This window comes from Sphingobacterium ginsenosidimutans, assembly GCF_039536865.1.
Classification (GTDB): domain Bacteria; phylum Bacteroidota; class Bacteroidia; order Sphingobacteriales; family Sphingobacteriaceae; genus Sphingobacterium; species Sphingobacterium detergens.
Map to the genome: position 1 here is coordinate 1,707,273 of NZ_BAAAZK010000007.1, position 17,550 is coordinate 1,724,822.

The 17,550-nt window shown below is 37.9% G+C and carries 15 protein-coding genes; 7 read left to right on the forward strand and 8 right to left on the reverse strand.

Annotated elements, in window-relative coordinates; genetic code table 11:
* Positions 1-1,349: 1,349 nt before the first annotated feature.
* Both ABFX33_RS19490 and ABFX33_RS19495 read left to right on the forward strand, forming a co-directional pair.
* Complete coding sequence (locus ABFX33_RS19490; RefSeq protein WP_346087624.1) at positions 1,350-2,795, forward strand: M43 family zinc metalloprotease; 1,446 nt, start codon at positions 1,350-1,352, stop codon at positions 2,793-2,795.
* Between the two features lie 83 nt (positions 2,796-2,878).
* Positions 2,879-3,220, forward strand: coding sequence for a hypothetical protein (locus tag ABFX33_RS19495; protein ID WP_257091829.1), 342 nt, complete (start codon positions 2,879-2,881; stop codon positions 3,218-3,220).
* A gap of 178 nt (positions 3,221-3,398) precedes the next feature.
* Here the strand turns inward: ABFX33_RS19495 and ABFX33_RS19500 are convergent, their stop codons facing one another.
* The gene (locus ABFX33_RS19500; protein ID WP_346087626.1) at positions 3,399-4,775 is read right to left on the reverse strand and encodes a sulfatase-like hydrolase/transferase; all 1,377 of its coding nucleotides are present in this window, start codon (positions 4,773-4,775) and stop codon (positions 3,399-3,401) included.
* Positions 4,776-5,066: 291 nt separating this feature from the next.
* Positions 5,067-6,053: a hypothetical protein gene (locus ABFX33_RS19505; RefSeq protein ID WP_346087628.1), complete on the reverse strand. Its 987-nt coding sequence runs from the start codon at positions 6,051-6,053 to the stop codon at positions 5,067-5,069.
* A 137-nt stretch (positions 6,054-6,190) separates the two neighbouring features.
* Here ABFX33_RS19505 and ABFX33_RS19510 point away from each other — a divergent pair, with 137 nt between their 5' ends.
* Together ABFX33_RS19510 and cydB are read left to right on the forward strand one after the other, a co-directional pair.
* A complete protein-coding gene (locus ABFX33_RS19510; protein WP_223582495.1) occupies positions 6,191-7,528 on the forward strand; it encodes a cytochrome ubiquinol oxidase subunit I in 1,338 nt (445 codons plus the stop codon).
* A 6-nt stretch (positions 7,529-7,534) separates the two neighbouring features.
* The gene (cydB, locus tag ABFX33_RS19515) at positions 7,535-8,611 is read left to right on the forward strand and encodes a cytochrome d ubiquinol oxidase subunit II (protein ID WP_346087630.1); all 1,077 of its coding nucleotides are present in this window, start codon (positions 7,535-7,537) and stop codon (positions 8,609-8,611) included.
* An 18-nt stretch (positions 8,612-8,629) separates the two neighbouring features.
* Here cydB and ABFX33_RS19520 read toward each other — a convergent pair whose 3' ends face one another.
* From ABFX33_RS19520 to ABFX33_RS19540, 5 genes are all read right to left on the reverse strand, one after another.
* Positions 8,630-9,253 (reverse strand): LuxR C-terminal-related transcriptional regulator, encoded by a 624-nt coding sequence (locus ABFX33_RS19520; protein WP_257091839.1) that lies wholly within the window; start codon positions 9,251-9,253, stop codon positions 8,630-8,632.
* Between the two features lie 14 nt (positions 9,254-9,267).
* Entirely contained in the window at positions 9,268-11,190 is a 1,923-nt protein-coding gene (locus tag ABFX33_RS19525; RefSeq protein WP_346087631.1) for a sensor histidine kinase, read from the reverse strand.
* Positions 11,191-11,473: 283 nt separating this feature from the next.
* Positions 11,474-12,046, reverse strand: coding sequence for an NADPH-dependent FMN reductase (locus ABFX33_RS19530; protein WP_346087633.1), 573 nt, complete (start codon positions 12,044-12,046; stop codon positions 11,474-11,476).
* Between the two features lie 6 nt (positions 12,047-12,052).
* Entirely contained in the window at positions 12,053-12,544 is a 492-nt protein-coding gene (locus tag ABFX33_RS19535; protein WP_346087634.1) for a DUF2480 family protein, read from the reverse strand.
* A gap of 45 nt (positions 12,545-12,589) precedes the next feature.
* A complete protein-coding gene (locus ABFX33_RS19540; protein ID WP_346087636.1) occupies positions 12,590-13,216 on the reverse strand; it encodes a superoxide dismutase in 627 nt (208 codons plus the stop codon).
* A 197-nt stretch (positions 13,217-13,413) separates the two neighbouring features.
* Between ABFX33_RS19540 and ABFX33_RS19545 the strand changes: the two genes are divergently transcribed.
* The 3 genes from ABFX33_RS19545 (at position 13,414) to fabF (ending at position 16,019) form a co-directional block, all read left to right on the forward strand.
* Positions 13,414-14,040 (forward strand): helix-turn-helix transcriptional regulator, encoded by a 627-nt coding sequence (locus ABFX33_RS19545; protein ID WP_346087638.1) that lies wholly within the window; start codon positions 13,414-13,416, stop codon positions 14,038-14,040.
* An 84-nt stretch (positions 14,041-14,124) separates the two neighbouring features.
* Positions 14,125-14,718 carry a TetR/AcrR family transcriptional regulator gene (locus ABFX33_RS19550; RefSeq protein ID WP_346087640.1) on the forward strand — a complete coding sequence of 198 codons (594 nt, stop codon included), beginning with the start codon at positions 14,125-14,127 and terminating at the stop codon, positions 14,716-14,718.
* Positions 14,719-14,780: 62 nt separating this feature from the next.
* Entirely contained in the window at positions 14,781-16,019 is a 1,239-nt protein-coding gene (gene fabF, locus ABFX33_RS19555) for a beta-ketoacyl-ACP synthase II (protein ID WP_257091848.1), read from the forward strand.
* Between the two features lie 341 nt (positions 16,020-16,360).
* Here fabF and ABFX33_RS19560 read toward each other — a convergent pair whose 3' ends face one another.
* Positions 16,361-17,245 carry an AraC family transcriptional regulator gene (locus ABFX33_RS19560; RefSeq protein ID WP_346087642.1) on the reverse strand — a complete coding sequence of 295 codons (885 nt, stop codon included), beginning with the start codon at positions 17,243-17,245 and terminating at the stop codon, positions 16,361-16,363.
* Between the last annotated feature and the right edge of the window lie 305 nt (positions 17,246-17,550).

Below are 17,550 nucleotides of genomic sequence, written 5' to 3' on the forward strand. Positions count from 1 at the left end.
GCTTTACTTTTAGATAGCATTCACTCGACACTTATTGAGCACAAATTAACTACTGATTAATACCAACTTCTCCTTTGATAGGGGTTTAACAGGGATATAGCAGGGGGTTAACAGGGGTATAGCAGGGGTATTCCCCTATTAACCCCCTGTTAATACCTTATAAAATTCCTACTGATCTGGTTTTATCTACGAAATTGGTATTAAGTTGGTCATAAGTTAAGTACTAGCTTTGTAAACAACCCATTAAAGCAAATAGGTACGATTTCCACAATAGATCCAATATTCCTTACCGAGAAATTAGTACTGTTAACGTATATCCCCTAATCTCTTTGTTATTTCATATTCCCATCAAAGTTTTCAAACAGTAAACGTAATTCCACCGCTTTCTCGGTATAATCCGCTAAAATATTGGTTCGCTCACTTGGATCCCAAGCAATATTATGCAATTCTTCTACCGCATCGTAGGGTTTTCCCTATATTTGAGACCTGCTGGTATGACCGTTGCAAAAGATCTCGTAAACAAATCACGTTCGATTTTTATAGCATTTTGAACAATTAAACATATTTCTCACTTGCAATAGTCTTAATCTATATATTGCTTTTCAAATCAAATTTAAATGAGGGATTCGACCATATCAAAAAAAGTATTTGCCTATATCTTTTGGTTTTGAGATTCAATGTTTCAAGCCATGAAATAGCAGGTAACAAGGTTTACAATCGTTTTTAAGAATACTCCGTACCTGTAGTGGGAGAAATATTGCACAATCTACTTTTGAAAGTAGATGGACTGATCTGCCTTCAACCAATGTACATCTTGATACTGTAAGGGTATTTTTGGCATCAAGCTATTTCTTGAAATCAGACAATTATTTCCTGATAAATATTATTATATTGGGTTATACTTTCAGCAAGCTTAATATTGCAAAATTAAAGTCTCACAGGCATTTTATGAGTAGCGGTCTCGCAATTCAATTATCATGGATACCAGCTTTAAGCTCGTGTAAGTGTTAATTTTAAGCAGTGACACAAATCGCTAAACCTGGGAAAATATACACATGATCTACCGCGTTCCGTAACTCTGAAAGTGTAAAATAGGGTCGCCTTTCCTCTAAGACATACAGATAATCACGATACGTATAAATATTTTGAAATAAAACTAAGTTGATCAAGCCAACCTTCTCCATTACTAACAGAATTAAAACTATTTTCTGATATATTGTTACAATTATAAACAACAAAAACAAATTGATAATCAAGATATTTTATATTATATTTTAAAAACACATATTTATATTCGATTTTCTTATATTTTCCTTAATTTTAAAAAATTATAAACTAAATCCATAAATATGAAAAGATTAATATTATCAGCATTGCTGGTTCTTACTTTATTTGGATTTTCATCCTGTGAAAAGACTACTGAAAATCAAGAAAAAAACCAGCATAATCATACGAATGAAGATGGTTTGCTTTGTCTGACGAAAATGCCATCAGCGGAAGAAATTGAACGTAAAATGAAAGCTTCCGCACATGCGACTACCGTCGATATAAATCAACCTGTCTGCATAAATGTTTTCTTTCATATAGTACGTCCTGACAACGGAATAGGAGGATTATCACAATCAAATTTAACCGTGACAATAGATAGCCTCAATAGATTTTTCAATAAACATGGTATTTATTTAAAATCAACCGGATCTGATTTTATCAACAACTCACAATTGTTCAATGTTGACACTGAAACTGAGCAAAACCAGTTATTCAATGTTAATAAAACCTCAAATGCTATTGATATTTATTTTGTAAACACATTGGGGGGAGCTACTGGGGGAGTTGCGCAAGGTATTACCTCGAAAGCATTTATCGTGACTAATAATTATTTCAATAGTCATGTGCCTGCACATGAAATGGGACACTGTTTGGATCTGTGGCATACCTTTCAGGGTACTAGACCTGGTACTAGTGGATGTGCTGAAAATAAAAATGGATCAAATTGTACAACATGCGGTGATTATGTATGTGATACCCCTGCTGATGATAGTTATGGGACGTCGAATGGTTTTAATCCTAATTTTTTTAATGTTATGTCATACTATGGAATGATAGGATCATACTTTACTGATGGACAAAAAACAAGAATGAAAACGGCAATTTTAAATTCAACACTTTTGAATGCTGTTAGAAGTACAACCTGTACCTATCCGGTTTTAGCATCTAACAAAACATTATATTGTTCGGATACTGAAAATCTTTCCTTTACATTACAGAATGGTGGAAACAGTGTCACATGGAGAGTTTCAAGTAACGCTACCATAATCTCTCAATCAAATAATGCGATAACAATTCAGCCAAATGTGCAAAGCAGCACAAGTAGAATCGTATGGGCTGAAGCTGTTTTGCCTTTTCAGACAATTAGAAAAGAGTTTTATATTGGGACACCAAGGGTAGCTCTGACTGCATACTGTACTGATAACAATTCTTCTTACTGTCACCTTAACTGGATGGGATTCCCAACACAAAGTGTCGGACAGCCTTTCTCATTGTCGATATCGGGTCAGGGAGATACATGGGTAGATGCAGATTATGAATGGGAGAAAATTAGCGGGGACTTCAACTTTACAAATGATGGTGGTTACCAAACTAATCCAGTGAACAATGGAACCAAAAATATAGGAAAAACCGCTACCATAAAAGCAAATAGTTCTGGAGGTTCTTCTAGCATGCACTTTAAAATTCGGGCTAAAAATGGGTGTGGGTTTGGACAATCCCAACAAATTTCATTTGACGTTCTATAATTAACGATAGGTAACATAAATAGATACATATGCAATTTTCGGCTTTAATAATCACTACTGTCATTTTATTGTCTTGCAATAAAATGACAGTAAACAAGGACTTCAACGGAATTCAAGGCAGATGGAAGGTTGTCGCAGCAAACTCTGGTGTACCAGATAATCACCATAATGTTGAAAACGGCCCAGAACTGATGTTTAAAAAAGATGGAACATTCTGGTCGAATATGCACAGCTGTCAGAACGGAAAGTATATAGTCACAAAAGATACCATTACACTTGAATATACTTGTACTGATGTCGAAGAAACAACCTATAGAATTCAAAAACATTCGTATTCGCTAAAAAATGGCATATTAAGAATGAAAGAGTCGTTTCTAAATTGTTTTGAAGATTGTTATTATGATTACAAAAAGATTTCGAATTAATAGTATTATAGGCTTATTGAAATGTCCACATTCCATTTGGACAAAAAGAGAATCAATCCCGCTCATTGACTTGTTGTTATGTTAGGGCAAAGGCTTTCAAACTCCTTTAGAATAATAATGAGGCAAAAAACAAATAAAGCGACATTTTTTTGAAATTGTCGCTTTATTTGTTTTAGAATTAATTCTTCGCCGGCTTCATATTCCCATCGAAGTTTTCAAACAGTAAACGTAATTCCGCCGCTTTCTCGGGATAATCCGCTAAGATATTGGTTCGCTCACTTGGATCCCAAGCAATATTATGCAGTTCCTCTACTGCGTCATAGGGTTTTCCCGATATCTGGTTGACACCCGCCGGTACTCGTCTATATTTCCAATCACCCGATCGAACAGCTTCAACGTGACCGTAGTTTACTAAAAATATAGGTCGATGCACAGCCTTTAAATCCTCTGTTTTACCACTCAATAAATCATCTATTACCTGGCCATCGATGGATTTTTTTGGAAGAGGAGCTCCCGTCCATTTTGCTATTGTCGGTAACACATCTAAGTTGCTGATCGCCTGTCTAATTACCTTACCTTCTTGCGCATATCCTTTTCCGTATACGATGAATGGAACACGTACTCCACCCTCGGTCGTTTCGGCTTTTGATCCCTTAAATACTCCAGCGGTACCCACATGCCAATTTTTTGTTGCATGGTCATCTGACATCCGTGAAGGATAGGCAATCCACGGGCCGTTGTCACTTGAGAAAATCAGAATAGTATTATCTGCCAATCCTTTTTTCTCAACTGTCTTCCAAAGTTCGGCAAAGTTATGATCCAGCTCACGCATCACCGCTCCTAATGGGCCTGCATTCTGTTGATCGGCAAACTTATTCTTTTTGTTCGCAAAAGCCAATGGAAGATGTGGGAAATTGTGCGCATAATATAAAAAGAATGGGTGGTCTTTATCTTGATTTTCAATGAAATCTACTGTTTCCTTATGGTATAGGGCACTTAAATCCGAATCATCAGGTGCGACAACCTCTGGCTTTCTATTTCTAAATATTTTAATCACAGAATCCGTTTTTACGTATGGGTCGCGATAGTCATGACTATACAGCATCCCATAGAAAAAATCGAATCCTTGTTTATTGGGGTGATGATAAGCTTGTTTATCACCAAGATGCCACTTACCGATCAGCCCCGTACGGTACCCTACTTTTTTTAGTAACTCTGCAATAGTTTCCTCCTCATCCGGTAGCCCGAGATTTGATCCGGGACCGATTGGGGCAGGTAGATTATAACGGGAAGCATAACGCCCGGTCAGCAAAGATGCCCGCGAGGGGGTACAAGAGGGGGTTGACACCATAAAATTTGTTGCCCGCACACCTTTACTGGCGATTGAATCCAAAAAGGGGGTTGAAATATTCGGACTGCCATAACAGCCGAGGTCACTGTACCCTAAATCATCTGTAAGAATCAGGATTATATTAGGCTTCTTATTTTGTGCATTAACAAATGTAACGAAGAGAAACATGGCCATTGCCATGAAAAGTTTGGTATACCGCATCATGATAGTATTATTTAATTGAAAACACTATCGCAATATAAGAAAATACGAACAAGTGCCAACGCCAATCGAAAACTTGTTTCTATTTTGAAGACAGTAGGGGAAGCGAGCGCCTCCCCTGCTGTCTATTTGAGAAAAGATAAGGGAAATTTATCTATCACAAATATAAAAGATATTTCAATATAATCTACTAATTCTATAGATTTTATTAAAACATATGTAAAATCCGGTTTAAGAGTAGAAAAACACGCAATTAAACCCTAACTACCAATAGCTTATAAACTTAAAATTTATTTATTTCAAGGACTTAAGATAATCCTTGATTAGTACTACACCTTCCTCATGAAGTATAGTAGTTCCCTTTTGAGGCATATGCATCTCACCTAGTACAGACATTCGTCCGATAATTTTTGCCTGTTTGAGCCAAATCCCAGTTTCGTTTATAGGACTTTCAAATCTGAGATCAAGCATAGTCATATAAGCGGTTCCCTTGGGATTATGACAATGCGCGCAATTCACCTCGAGATAAGCTCTTGCCCGGTGCTCGGTAGATTGACTAAGGTCATCATAGCTAGGTAGCGAAGTTAGTTGTCTCAATAACGGAATATCTATTATACCTTTATCTTTCAGATATGCTAACTGTTGAATTGTGTCACGATCCCGTAGCACCACCCGATTTAAATTTTTGACTTTGGGACCTATCGGGAGCATACGATCTCCCTGACGATGACATGCAATACAGTCTGTACGTGAAGGAATGATATAATTTGTCTGTCGTTTCACGCCTTTATTATCTAAAAATGAAACCGGTACAACTGCACTATCGGCTAATAAGAAGGCCTCATCTTGGGTCGAATTCCATTGATAGGTTGCTGCATTCCACTGCCCCCCCTTGTTGATCAGGAGACGTGTCTCAAGCAGCACGAATGTAGACGCTTGTACAGTGTCTTTCTTTGGGTAAAAAAAAGATTTGGCAATAATGGTTCCATCCGGAAAATCTGGCAATCCATCATCAGAAGCCACTATTTTCTTTCCTTTTGGCAGGAAAATAACACGTTTTTTGTCGGCATAATCTGTAAATAGTGCGGAAGCCAGCTCATAAGAAACCCCTTGATCATTGGGTACGAGATCAGCTATTTTCCCTTTGAACAATCCGTAATCGGATAATTTATCCCTAAATACGACATTATCCGCCGCTAACTTGCCTCTGTCCTTGTTGTTGAGTAGAATAAAAAGTATGGGTATCAGCAAAACACCCATTAAAATTATCGCTTTTTTCATACCTCTTGTGCTCCGCTTCCCTTTCGCTATTTTCTGTTGTCGGAAGCGAAGATAAGACAAAAAAATAATACACTTTGAAGGGTAGGTACGACAAAAAAATAGCTATATTTAAATGTCATTAACCAAAAATCGGATCCATGGAAGACATGATTCTTTACAATCGGCTTCAATTTGCCTTTACAATCACATTCCACTATTTATTTCCCCAATTGACTATGGGATTATCATTGATGATTGTTTATTTCAAATGGAAATTTTTACAAACACACAATGAAGATTACAACAATGCATCAAAATTCTGGATGAAAATCTTTGCACTGAATTTCACCATGGGTGTGGTGACAGGTATACCCATGGAATTTCAATTTGGCACAAATTGGGCAAAATTCTCTGAGCTCACAGGGGGAATCATTGGGCAGACCTTGGCCATGGAGGGAATGTTTTCATTTTTCCTAGAGTCTTCTTTTTTGGGCATGTTTCTCTTCGGAGAAAAATTACTTGGTCACAAGCTACATTTTCTCTCCGGTTTGATGGTATTCATTGGATCTTGGGCGAGTGGATTTTTAATTATTGCCACGCATTCCTGGATGCAGCACCCTGTAGGTTATGAAATTCTCGAAAATGGCAAGTTTGTACTCAACAATTTCAGTTCTTTATTTAGCAATCCGTGGTTATGGCCTTCTTATCTCCACAATCAAGCTGGATCTCTGGTTACAAGTTCTTTTTTTGTTGCCTCTATAGGAGCTTTCTATCTCCTCAGCGATAGACATAGCAAATTTGGAAAGATATTCGTTAAAAGCGGGGTAATCTTTGGTGCCATTTCATCTGTCATGCTCGCATTTCCTACAGGAGATCTAGCTGCCAAAAATGTGGTAAAATATCAACCTGCATCATTCGCAGCGATGGAGGGTATCTTCAAAACAGAAAAAGGGGGATCCGAAATTATCCTGATCGGCCAACCTGATATGGAAAACAAAAAACTGGACAATAAAATTGCAGTACCTAATGTTTTAAGCTTCCTTACCTATCAACGTTGGGATGCAGAAATAAAAGGCCTGAATGAATTTGACGACTCATTGCATCCAACGAATGTCCCCGGGCTCTATTATAGCTATCACATTATGGTTGGTTTAGGCACAATATTCATTGGAATCATGGTATTGGGTAGCTTCTTACTTTGGCGAAACAAGTTATATCAGACCAAATGGTTACTGTGGATCATTATGTTTATGATCCCTTTTCCTTATATCGCCAATACGGCAGGTTGGTATACATCCGAACTGGGACGACAACCTTGGTTGGTCTACAACCTGATGCGTATGGTAGATGGGGTTTCGCCCACAGTATCTTCTGGTAATACCTTATTTACTTTACTGGGATTTGTCGGACTCTATATTCTTTTGGGATTGTTGTTCCTTATGTTGGTATTGAAAATTATTCGAAAAGGCCCCGAGCCTCATATTGCTTTAAACTAATTTGTTATGGAAATATTCTGGTTTATCGTATTGACTTTTATGTTGGGCATTTATGTTGTCCTCGATGGTTATGATTTTGGAGCGGGCATTGTACATTTATTCTTTGCAAAGACCGAAGAGGAAAAAAAGGCCGTAACAAATGCTATCGGGCCTTTCTGGGACGCTAATGAAGTTTGGCTGATCGCATCTGGTGGTGTTTTATTTTTTGCTTTTCCAACACTTTATGCCTCATCTTTTAGTGGGTTCTACCTCCCGCTGATGCTCGTATTATGGTTACTGATCTTTAGGGCAATAAGTCTTGAACTGAGAGGACAAGTGCATCACCGACTTTGGGAAGCATTATGGGATAAAGCTTTTGGTTTAGCTAGCTTACTCCTAGCACTATTTTTTGGCGCTGCATTAGGCAACGTCGTTCGGGGAGTCAATCTGGGGATGGTTGAAAACGGGGTATCCACGCAAGAACCACATTATTTCTTCCTCGCACTCTGGAACCCAACTTTCGACCCTTTGGCTGAACATCAAGGTATCATTGACTGGTTTACACTGATACTAGGTTTAGTAGCAGTCGTCACCCTGACTATCCATGGTGCGGGATGGGTTATATTAAAAACATCCAGCACCCTAAATCAGCGTCTTAAAGACATCATATTTAAATTGAATTTCGTATTACTTGTATTGGTCATGCTATCTGCTTATGTCTGGCATTATGTAAAACCAATCTCCTTAAATAATCTGCAAAATCATTATTGGCTCTGGATATTCCCCTTGATTGCAGCGATTGGCCTGCTGGGACAATTTTGGATCAGGACGTTCAAAAAAGATGGTACGGGTTTTATGTTCTCTTCCCTATTTATACTGGGAAGCTTTGCAACCACAGTGGCCTCTATGTTTCCAACCTTATTACCATCAACCAATGAGGTAAACCCCTCGCTTACCATCCAGAATGCCGCAGCACATGAATATGGCCTATCCGTAGGTTTGGGATGGTTTATTTTTGCAGCAATTTTGGTCGTAGCCTATTTTATTATTCAATTTAGGGTCTTTAAAGGAAAACTGGATGATGTCGGTTATGGTGAGCATTAGCATAATGGCTCCGACAAGCTAGAACCCCAACAATTTATGTGTTAGCGCAAGTTGTACCAATTCGATCATATTTTTCACTTTAAATTTGGTCAGAAGATTGCGTCGGTGGGTTTCAATCGTAACGGGACTTAAAAATAGTTTCTCCGCAATCTGATTACTGGTATAGCCATCGGCAACCATCGTCAAAATCTCTTTTTCCCTTCGTGTTAAACGTGGAAGATCTTCCAGGGACGTGACCGCTCCGGCATAAAGATCCTTTGCTTTATCGCAAAGCGCTTCTTTCCCTTCAAGTCCAAGTTGTACACAACGAAGGAATTCGTCATTAGAAACATCCTTTAGGATATAACCATTCCCGCCATTTCGCATAAACTGAAAAATAAGATTACGATCTGCTAAATTGCTCAATGCAACAACTGGAACTACCGGAAACAGCTTCTTCACCTGTAGACAGACGTCCAATCCGCTGGTATTCAAAAGCTGCATATCCATAAGGACCAAATCTACTTCCGTCGTATCCAAGAATTCGATCAATGATACTTGCTCCAGAAATGAATATATCTTATACCCTTTTTGATTATTGAGAAAAGAAGTCACCCCTTCCAATAATAAGGGATGATCGTCCAACACGGCAATAATTTTCATACATTAGTTTTTAACTAAACACCTACTCCTATTTCAATCTGTGTACCCGATCCAAGTTTGCTCTGCATAGCAATAGATCCATTGATCCATTTGATCCTGTTGACCATATTATTTAATCCCATTCCATAATTTGCTGCGGAAGAATCAAACCCTTTTCCATTGTCTTCAATCAAAACCTGCAATATTCCCTGTGATTTACTTACCTGAACAATAATAAGGTCTGCATCTGCATATTTCAATGCGTTTGAGATCGCTTCCTGGACGATCCGATATATTGCCAACCCTTTTTGGAAGTCAAGGTGTACTTCGTCCTCATAATTTTCAAATTGGATCTGCACCTTATTATTCCGCATCGAAAGACACAATTGTTCCAATGCTGCTATTAGACCAAATTGCCGTAATGAATCGGGCATCAGATTATGCGATATCCGTCGAACTTCGCCCAAAATATCGTTCAGTTTTTGCGGTAGTTCATTCGTCAAATCGAATTCGCCCTTCTGCTCTCCAGCGATCTTAAATTTCAATCCTGTCAGCATGCCACCAATACTATCGTGCAAATCTTGTGCAATACGCTGCCGTTCCTGTTCTTCAGCTTTGAGCATCGACTCGGAGATTTGCAACTGTTTTTCCTTCGCCAGTTTCTCCAAAGCAATCTCATGATTGATCTGGATCTGTCCATTCAGCTTCCGTTGTTTTCGATAAGAAAAGGCGACAAATAAAACAACGATGAAAAGTAAAATAGCAATGCCTAAAACGAGAAAGATCTTAAATTGATTGCGATCTTTCTCAGCACGCAGATTTAAAATCAATTTTTCTTTTTCTACGGTTTTGTATTTCGCCTCCATTTCGTTCATCTTCTCCAAAAGCTGGATTTTCTGAATACTATCAGAGAGCTTACCCGCCACATTGGACATCTTAAGTGCTTCTTTGTAATCCCCCATCAATTCATTCACAGCAGCCAATTGGCTATAAACAATTTTACTGTTGTAAAGATCGCGTGTCAACAATCCATTTTTTATGATCTCCTCCAATGGCAATTTCGCTTCAGCATATTTTTTCTGCATCAAATAGACATTAAACTTTCTGAAAAGCATCATCTGGTAGGATTTCCAATTGTTCATTTTCTTCGACCATTCCAAACCGATATCCAACATACGTAACGCTTCATCTGTCTGTTGCTTTGTCGTAAAATAGAGTGCTTCATTATAATAATAATTGGGGAGTTGGGAGGAGTTGGGTCTGTCTCCTAACATGACCTTGGCCTTATCTAACAATTGTCGGGCCTCTTTTGATTTAACCTGGTAGCAATAGGTGCTAACGGCATTTAAATAGGCTACCAGTAGTGCTGTACTCGCTGGTTGTTGTTCCAGCTGTTTGATCGCAATCTGATGATACTCATCTGCTTTTGCCAATTGATTGGATGACATAAAGGCCATACCGATCATGGTATTTATCGCACCTTCCATGAGCGGATCGTGTGCCTTGGCATAGGGCATACATTTACCATTGAGTATATCCAGTAAATCAGCAAAACCTTTTTTTGGAAATCGAATTAGCCCCAGATTATACCAAGCTCTGGCCAAAAGTCCCTGTTGAAAAGGCTGTTTGGCATCTGCAAGAATATCTACGCACTTTTGTGCTTCAATCCCCGCACGTTTACTGTCTAAAAATTGTCCATAGTAGAAGCTTTTGTAAAGCGCTCCCATTGCGTGAAGGCTTCGAAAAGGTTTAGCCAATCGCTCCCCTTGTCGCATATTTTCCCAAAATTTCACGGTATCCCGAAAACGGTAGTAATCTGCCAGATAAAAGTATTGTATTGCCTGTATACTGTCACTTGAGGTCGACTTCAATAACATTTCGGCATCCGCCCGATATTTATCCTCATTTAATGGCAGAAAACTTTGGGCATTTGTATGCTGTATAGTGAAACACAGCATACAATAGGTAATTAACTTTAACAAAACTCTACAATGTAACCTCATTAATCAGATACCTTATATAATATGAAACAATAATAACAGTTTATTGCATTTTTTTGAGATGCAACGCCAAAGATGTGCTATTCTGGAAAATTGAGTGAATACGACGAACACTTCAACACACAGTTTCTCAAAACTAAGCAATTTTGAAAACATATAAAGCACCTCAATGGAGATCGAGGTGCTTTATTATTACTGATGCAGCAACAATTTTTAAACTGCTTTTAGGAAAATACTATTTTCAGGAACGTCCCGGCAGTGTTTCAAACACTGCTGTTCGTGTGGTTGCGATATTGATCAACAGATCCAATTTACGTTTATAATCCGACGATATCTCCTTTGAGCCTGTGTTTTCAAATAGTTCCCTTTTTACAATAGGTACACTAAAAGGTAAAGTCCATGCCCGTAATGATTTTGCTATTGCATCCATAGCGTTGATCCCTTGTAGAGCCTGTACGCCATCCGCCCAACAAACCAGTCCTATATTTTTATCGGTGAGATATGCCGGACTGTTCTTTGCGCTTATCTCTAGCCAATCCAAACAGTTTTTCATTACCCCCGGTACACTTCCGTGATATAAAGGAGATAACCAAAAATGCAGGTCTGCCTCCAGAAAGAGATTGTTCATGATCTTTACACTATTGGGTATCCTGCTGAGGCTTGTATCAAATAGTGGTATTCCACTATCCGCCAGGTTAAAAACACTATTCTCAACACCAAGCTGATTCAATTGTTCAGCGAAATAATTAGACAATACGCCGGAAGTAGATTCTTGCCTACGCTCCAAGGCGCCATTAAATATGAATGCTTTCATTGTTTCTTATGCTCTTTTAAAAATAACTTTTGGCATTCCGACCTCTCCGTACATCAATGTTGTAACAATCGGAATTAAGCGTGCAGCAGCTAGCATATAAAGTGATTCTGGCATATTTGGCCTTGCTCTCACAACCACTTTTTGATCCTTATACTGAGACAAATCTGCCCGCTTCAAATTCTGGGTCCATAATTCCAATTCCAATGTTTCCACGCTTTTAAAATCGTAATAAGCCACATCAGGATGGAATTTATCGGCTAAAGCCATATAGATCCAAGGGGGAATGATGGCATCAACAGAACAAGTAAAAGCAACGGCTTTGCCTATAAAGGGTGTCAACTCCAATGCAGCAAGAGCCGCTTTAAACTCCTTTTCTTTGACGATCATTTCTTGGTAAAACAATGTCTTGATGTCAAATTCTATAATTTCAAGTGTGGTTTTGAAATCAATGAGATCGAGCGCCAAAATACCCGAATTTTCAACCTTATTTACAAACATGTTATTTTATAATTATTATCTCCGCTTGATCGCATGTTCAAGGTTTTAAATCAATTTATCGATCGCTTCTTCGTACTGCTTTTCGACGACAGACCAATCCAAGACAGACCAAAACGCATCCAAATAGTCTGCTCTCTTATTCTGATATTTCAAATAGTAGGCATGCTCCCATACATCAACACCCAAGATTGGTACACCTCTACTTGTCAATTGTGTATCCATTAATGGATTATCCTGATTAGGTGTCGCTACGACGTCCAAAGTACCATTGTATTTGATATAAAGCCAAGACCATCCAGAGCCAAATTGTCCAAGTCCTGCATTTTTTATCCTCGTTTTCAACTCGTCTAAAGAACCAAAAGTTGCATCTATTTCCTTTGCCAACTTTCCGGTAGGCACTGTTTTCGGTGTTGCAGATAAAATTTGCCAAAACAAGGAATGATTGTAGTGCCCGCCTGCATTGTTGCGAATAGCAGGACTATATTGACTCACTTGCGCTAGGATATCCTGCAATTCAACACCTTCAGCACCTGTACCAACAACGGCTTTATTTAAATTGTCGACATAGGCCTGATGATGTTTTTGATGATGAATCGTCATTGTCTCCTGATCAAAATAAGGTTCAAGTGCCCCATAGGCATATGATAAATCTGGTAATTGAAATTTGCTCATGTTATTTTAGTTTTATTGTTTTAATAATGAATCAAAACTAAATAATAGACATTAATAAAACAACTAAATAGTTGTTTTATTAATGTCATAAAATTATGCGTTTGCTTGGCAAAAACTTTAATGCTATTCATTATGGCAACAATTGAAAAAATAGTATCTTTGTTTAGAAAACATTAAAACAACTTTTTAATTGCCAAATGCAGAAGACTCCAGCAGATAGAATATTAATGTTATTAAAAATGAGAGGCGAGGTTACCGCTGCGCTTATTGCGGCTGAGCTGGGTATTACAAAAGAGGGCGCCCGCAAACACCTGCTCAATCTTGCCAATCAGGGCCTAATCGAATCTTATGCGAGAAGTGAAGGCATAGGCCGACCATCTACCTACTATTGTCTTTCAACATTAGGGCTGGCAAAATTTCCAGATAGTCATGCTGACATTACCGTACAACTCCTGCAATCCATTAAACAATTGCTTGGTGAGAATGCCTTGGATCTATTGATTACAGATCGAGAATCTAAAGTATATCAGAAATATATGAATGCTTTGTCTGATACCAAATCAATCGAAAAAAAACTGGATATTATTGCAAGCAAGAGAACGGAAGAGGGATATATGGCCGAATGGAAAAAAGAAGCCGAGTCCTATCTCCTTATTGAAAATCACTGTCCCATCTGTGCCGCAGCAACTGAATGTCAAGGTTTTTGTCGTTCAGAGCTTCACAATTTTCAACAACTTATCGGCCCATCCTATTCGATCAGCAGAATAGAATACATTATCGAAAATGGTTCCCGTTGCACTTATCGTATAACTGAAAGAAAATAATGTAAATTTTCAGTCGCATCCTACAGAAAACAATAATATACCAAAAAGTATTTTTTATCTTTGAAACCAAAGAACAGTCTCATCATGGCAAAAGCAGAACAGACCCGACAATTTATCATTGAGAAGACAGCCCCTATCTTTAATAAAAAAGGATACTATGCTACTTCACTTTCAGACATCACTACAGCTACAGGTTTAACTAAAGGCAGTATCTACGGTAATTTTAAAGACAAAGATGATTTGGCGCTTCAGGTTTATACCTATCAAAGTAAAAAAATAGCCGATGGCGTAGATCAACAGCTTAACCAACACAGAACAGCTTTAAAAAAGCTTTTCGCATTTTTTGATTTTTACAAAGAAAATTTCAAAAACATCGCTGCATCAGGAGGATGCCCATTGATGAATGCTGCTATTGAGGCCGATGATTCGCTCCCTTTTTTAACGCCAAAAGTCAAACGATCATTTGCGCTTTGGCGGCAACGATTGATTTCAATATTAGAAGAAGGAATGACGAGTGGAGAGTTTAAACAGCATATTTCTGCTGAACACTTTGCGATTACCTTCATGGCGATGATTGAAGGTGGAATTTTACTTGCAAAAATCTCTGGGCGGGGTAAAGATCTTACCATCGTATTAAATAATATGAAAGAAATGGTCGATCGGGAGATCAGAATTTAATTTTTTTAACAAAACAGATACCAATCGGTATATTGACACATTAATTCTAAAAAAACAAAAAAATGAAAAGAGTTGTAATTACCGGCATGGGAACAATTAACCCATTGGGAGAGAACGTTGATACATTCTGGGATAATATCTTACGTGGTGAGAATCATACAGCGATCATCAGCCGTTTTGATGCGTCTCTGTTTCGAACGCAAATCGCAAGTGAAGTCAAGAACTTTCAACCGGAGAAATACTTGGATAGAAATGAGATCAAGAGAAGTGACCTATTTACGCAATATGCTTTGTATAGCGCATCTCAGGCCTTAGAAGATTCCGGTTTAGACCCAAGCAGCATGGATCCATTTGATATTGGAGTCATTTGGGGTGTTGGTCAGGGCGGAATGGAAACATTTGAGAATGAAGTTGAAAGTTATGTAAAAGGCAATTATATACCACGGTTTAGTCCATTTTTCGTCCCTAGACTGATTGTCAATATGGCTTCAGGAATGATATCGATGAAATTTGGCTTGAAGGGAATCAATTATACAACGGTATCCGCCTGTGCGACCTCCAATACTGCTTTCATGGATGCATTTAATTATATTCGGTTAGGCAAGGCTAAAGTTTTTATTAGCGGCGGTTCAGAAGCTCCTATTACTCCGGCTTCAGTTGGCGGCTTTTCCGCGATGAAAGCAATGTCCAGCAGACATGATGATCCTAAAACGGCAAGTAGACCCTTTGATCGGGATCGCGATGGATTCGTCATGGGCGAAGGGGCTGGGGCTTTGATACTGGAAGAGTATGAGCATGCTAAGAAAAGAGGTGCAAAGATATATGCCGAGCTTGTCGGTGCTTCGATGACTGCCGATGCCTACCATATGACTTCACCTCATCCCGAAGGCATAGGCGCAGCAAAGGCAATGTCACTTGCAATGGAAGAAGCTCAAATCAACAGTGACCAATTGGACTATCTGAATCTTCATGCCACATCTACCCCTGTTGGTGATATCGCTGAACTAAAGGCTATGCAACTTGCATTTGGCAAATCCAACAACCTCTGGGTCAGCTCAACCAAGTCAATGACTGGGCATCTGCTTGGTGCAGCAGGAGCAATTGAAGCAATTATCGCCATAAAGTCAATCAACAATAATGTAATTCCAGCAACGATAAATATCGAAAATATTGATCCTGCAATTCCTGAAGGCATCAATATTGTTGTCAATCAACCCATGGAAAAGACTGTTCAAACGGCAATGAGCAATGCTTTCGGCTTTGGTGGGCACAATTCAAGTATTCTCTTTAAAAAGATTTAATATTTTTTAGAAATATCTTGACAAAGTGTAATAAACACACTATCTTTGTTGTATCATAATTTAGGTTTATAATTGGTTATTTAAGGTTTTCATTCTCCCCGTTTGAAAACCTTTTTTTATGCCTATTCAACTTCCTTAAAGATAAATAAATCTAACCTTCATTATTTTTCTCACACAATAGACCTGATAAAAAGTGTCTATAAATCAAAATTTTGACCGTTTCTACTGCGATGAAAGCCATCGAAATTCCCCACACACCTATGCGATGACAATTGATTCCAAATGCTATTCCCAAGATCAAGGAGACCGTTATTTTAGGAACGACTCACTTCACTTACCAGTTATATAACGGAGTACAGTGTTTGCTTATATTGTTGTACATATTCTTTTGGATTGCAGCCAATGATCTGTTTAAATACTCTATTAAAATTTGTAATACTATTAAATCCACAACCGTATGCGATAAACGAAACACTATCTAAGTGATCTTCGGTCAGTTGATTGCAGACCTCTTTCACTCGAATTCTGTTGAGATAAGTTACAAAGGTAACGCCACAATGTTTTTTGAAATATCGACAAAAAGCCTGTGGTGTAAGATTTGCATAGTCAGCAACTTCTTCTAGACTAAGGTCGTGTTTGTGATTTTCTTTAATATAATTACAGATTATATTGATTCGATTTGAACTATGAATCGTATCTAAGATTACCTCTGCTCTTTCTGCACAAAGCGGATCTGTCTCCCTTGATATATTCGCCAAAGATCTTAATAGATAGAAAAAATGCATCAATTTATCCATTTGATCTGAAGATTTCAGTTGTAGTACTCGTTCCGAAATTTGATCAAAGTATTCCTCTGGAATTTTAAAACCACAGGAATTAGTATAAATAAACTGATTTAATGATTCAAATTCTTCCAATGAGAACAAGAACTTGAGTTTGCCATTCGGATCAAAAAAAATCGAGATAGAACGAGATTCATTTGAAAAACCATCCAAGGAAGAAGATTTAAATACATGTGGCTGATTTGCCCCTAAAAAGAAAATATCATTTTCCTTAAAAGGATGTAAAGTATCTTCAACAATCAACACTCCCCTTCCCTTTACTATCCACATGAGCTGTGCTTCCTGATGCCTATGTAGGTGCGGGTAAAAAGTTTCTAAAATATCTTCTTGTATCGTTAGGCTTTGGCCTTGCATTGTCGGCACATTAAACTGGAGCGCTTTCATAGGTTTTCATAAGTTTATATTTGCAATTACCACTGTTTAGTTAATATAAATATAACAACTACGAAACAAGTAAACATATCAATCATAATCCATGAAAAAATAAAAACAAAATATGTATATAATGTGATAATATTTAGCAATCGACAGATTTTCCATTCAGTATTTAATAAAATCAAGTATTAAAACTTGGTATCTTATAAAAACAAGGTTAAAATACAATTAGACTTTGATAAATTGTGATAATTAATATTCAATAGAAACATAGAACTTTATTAAATCCCGATATTATTTTGTTTTCATGTACC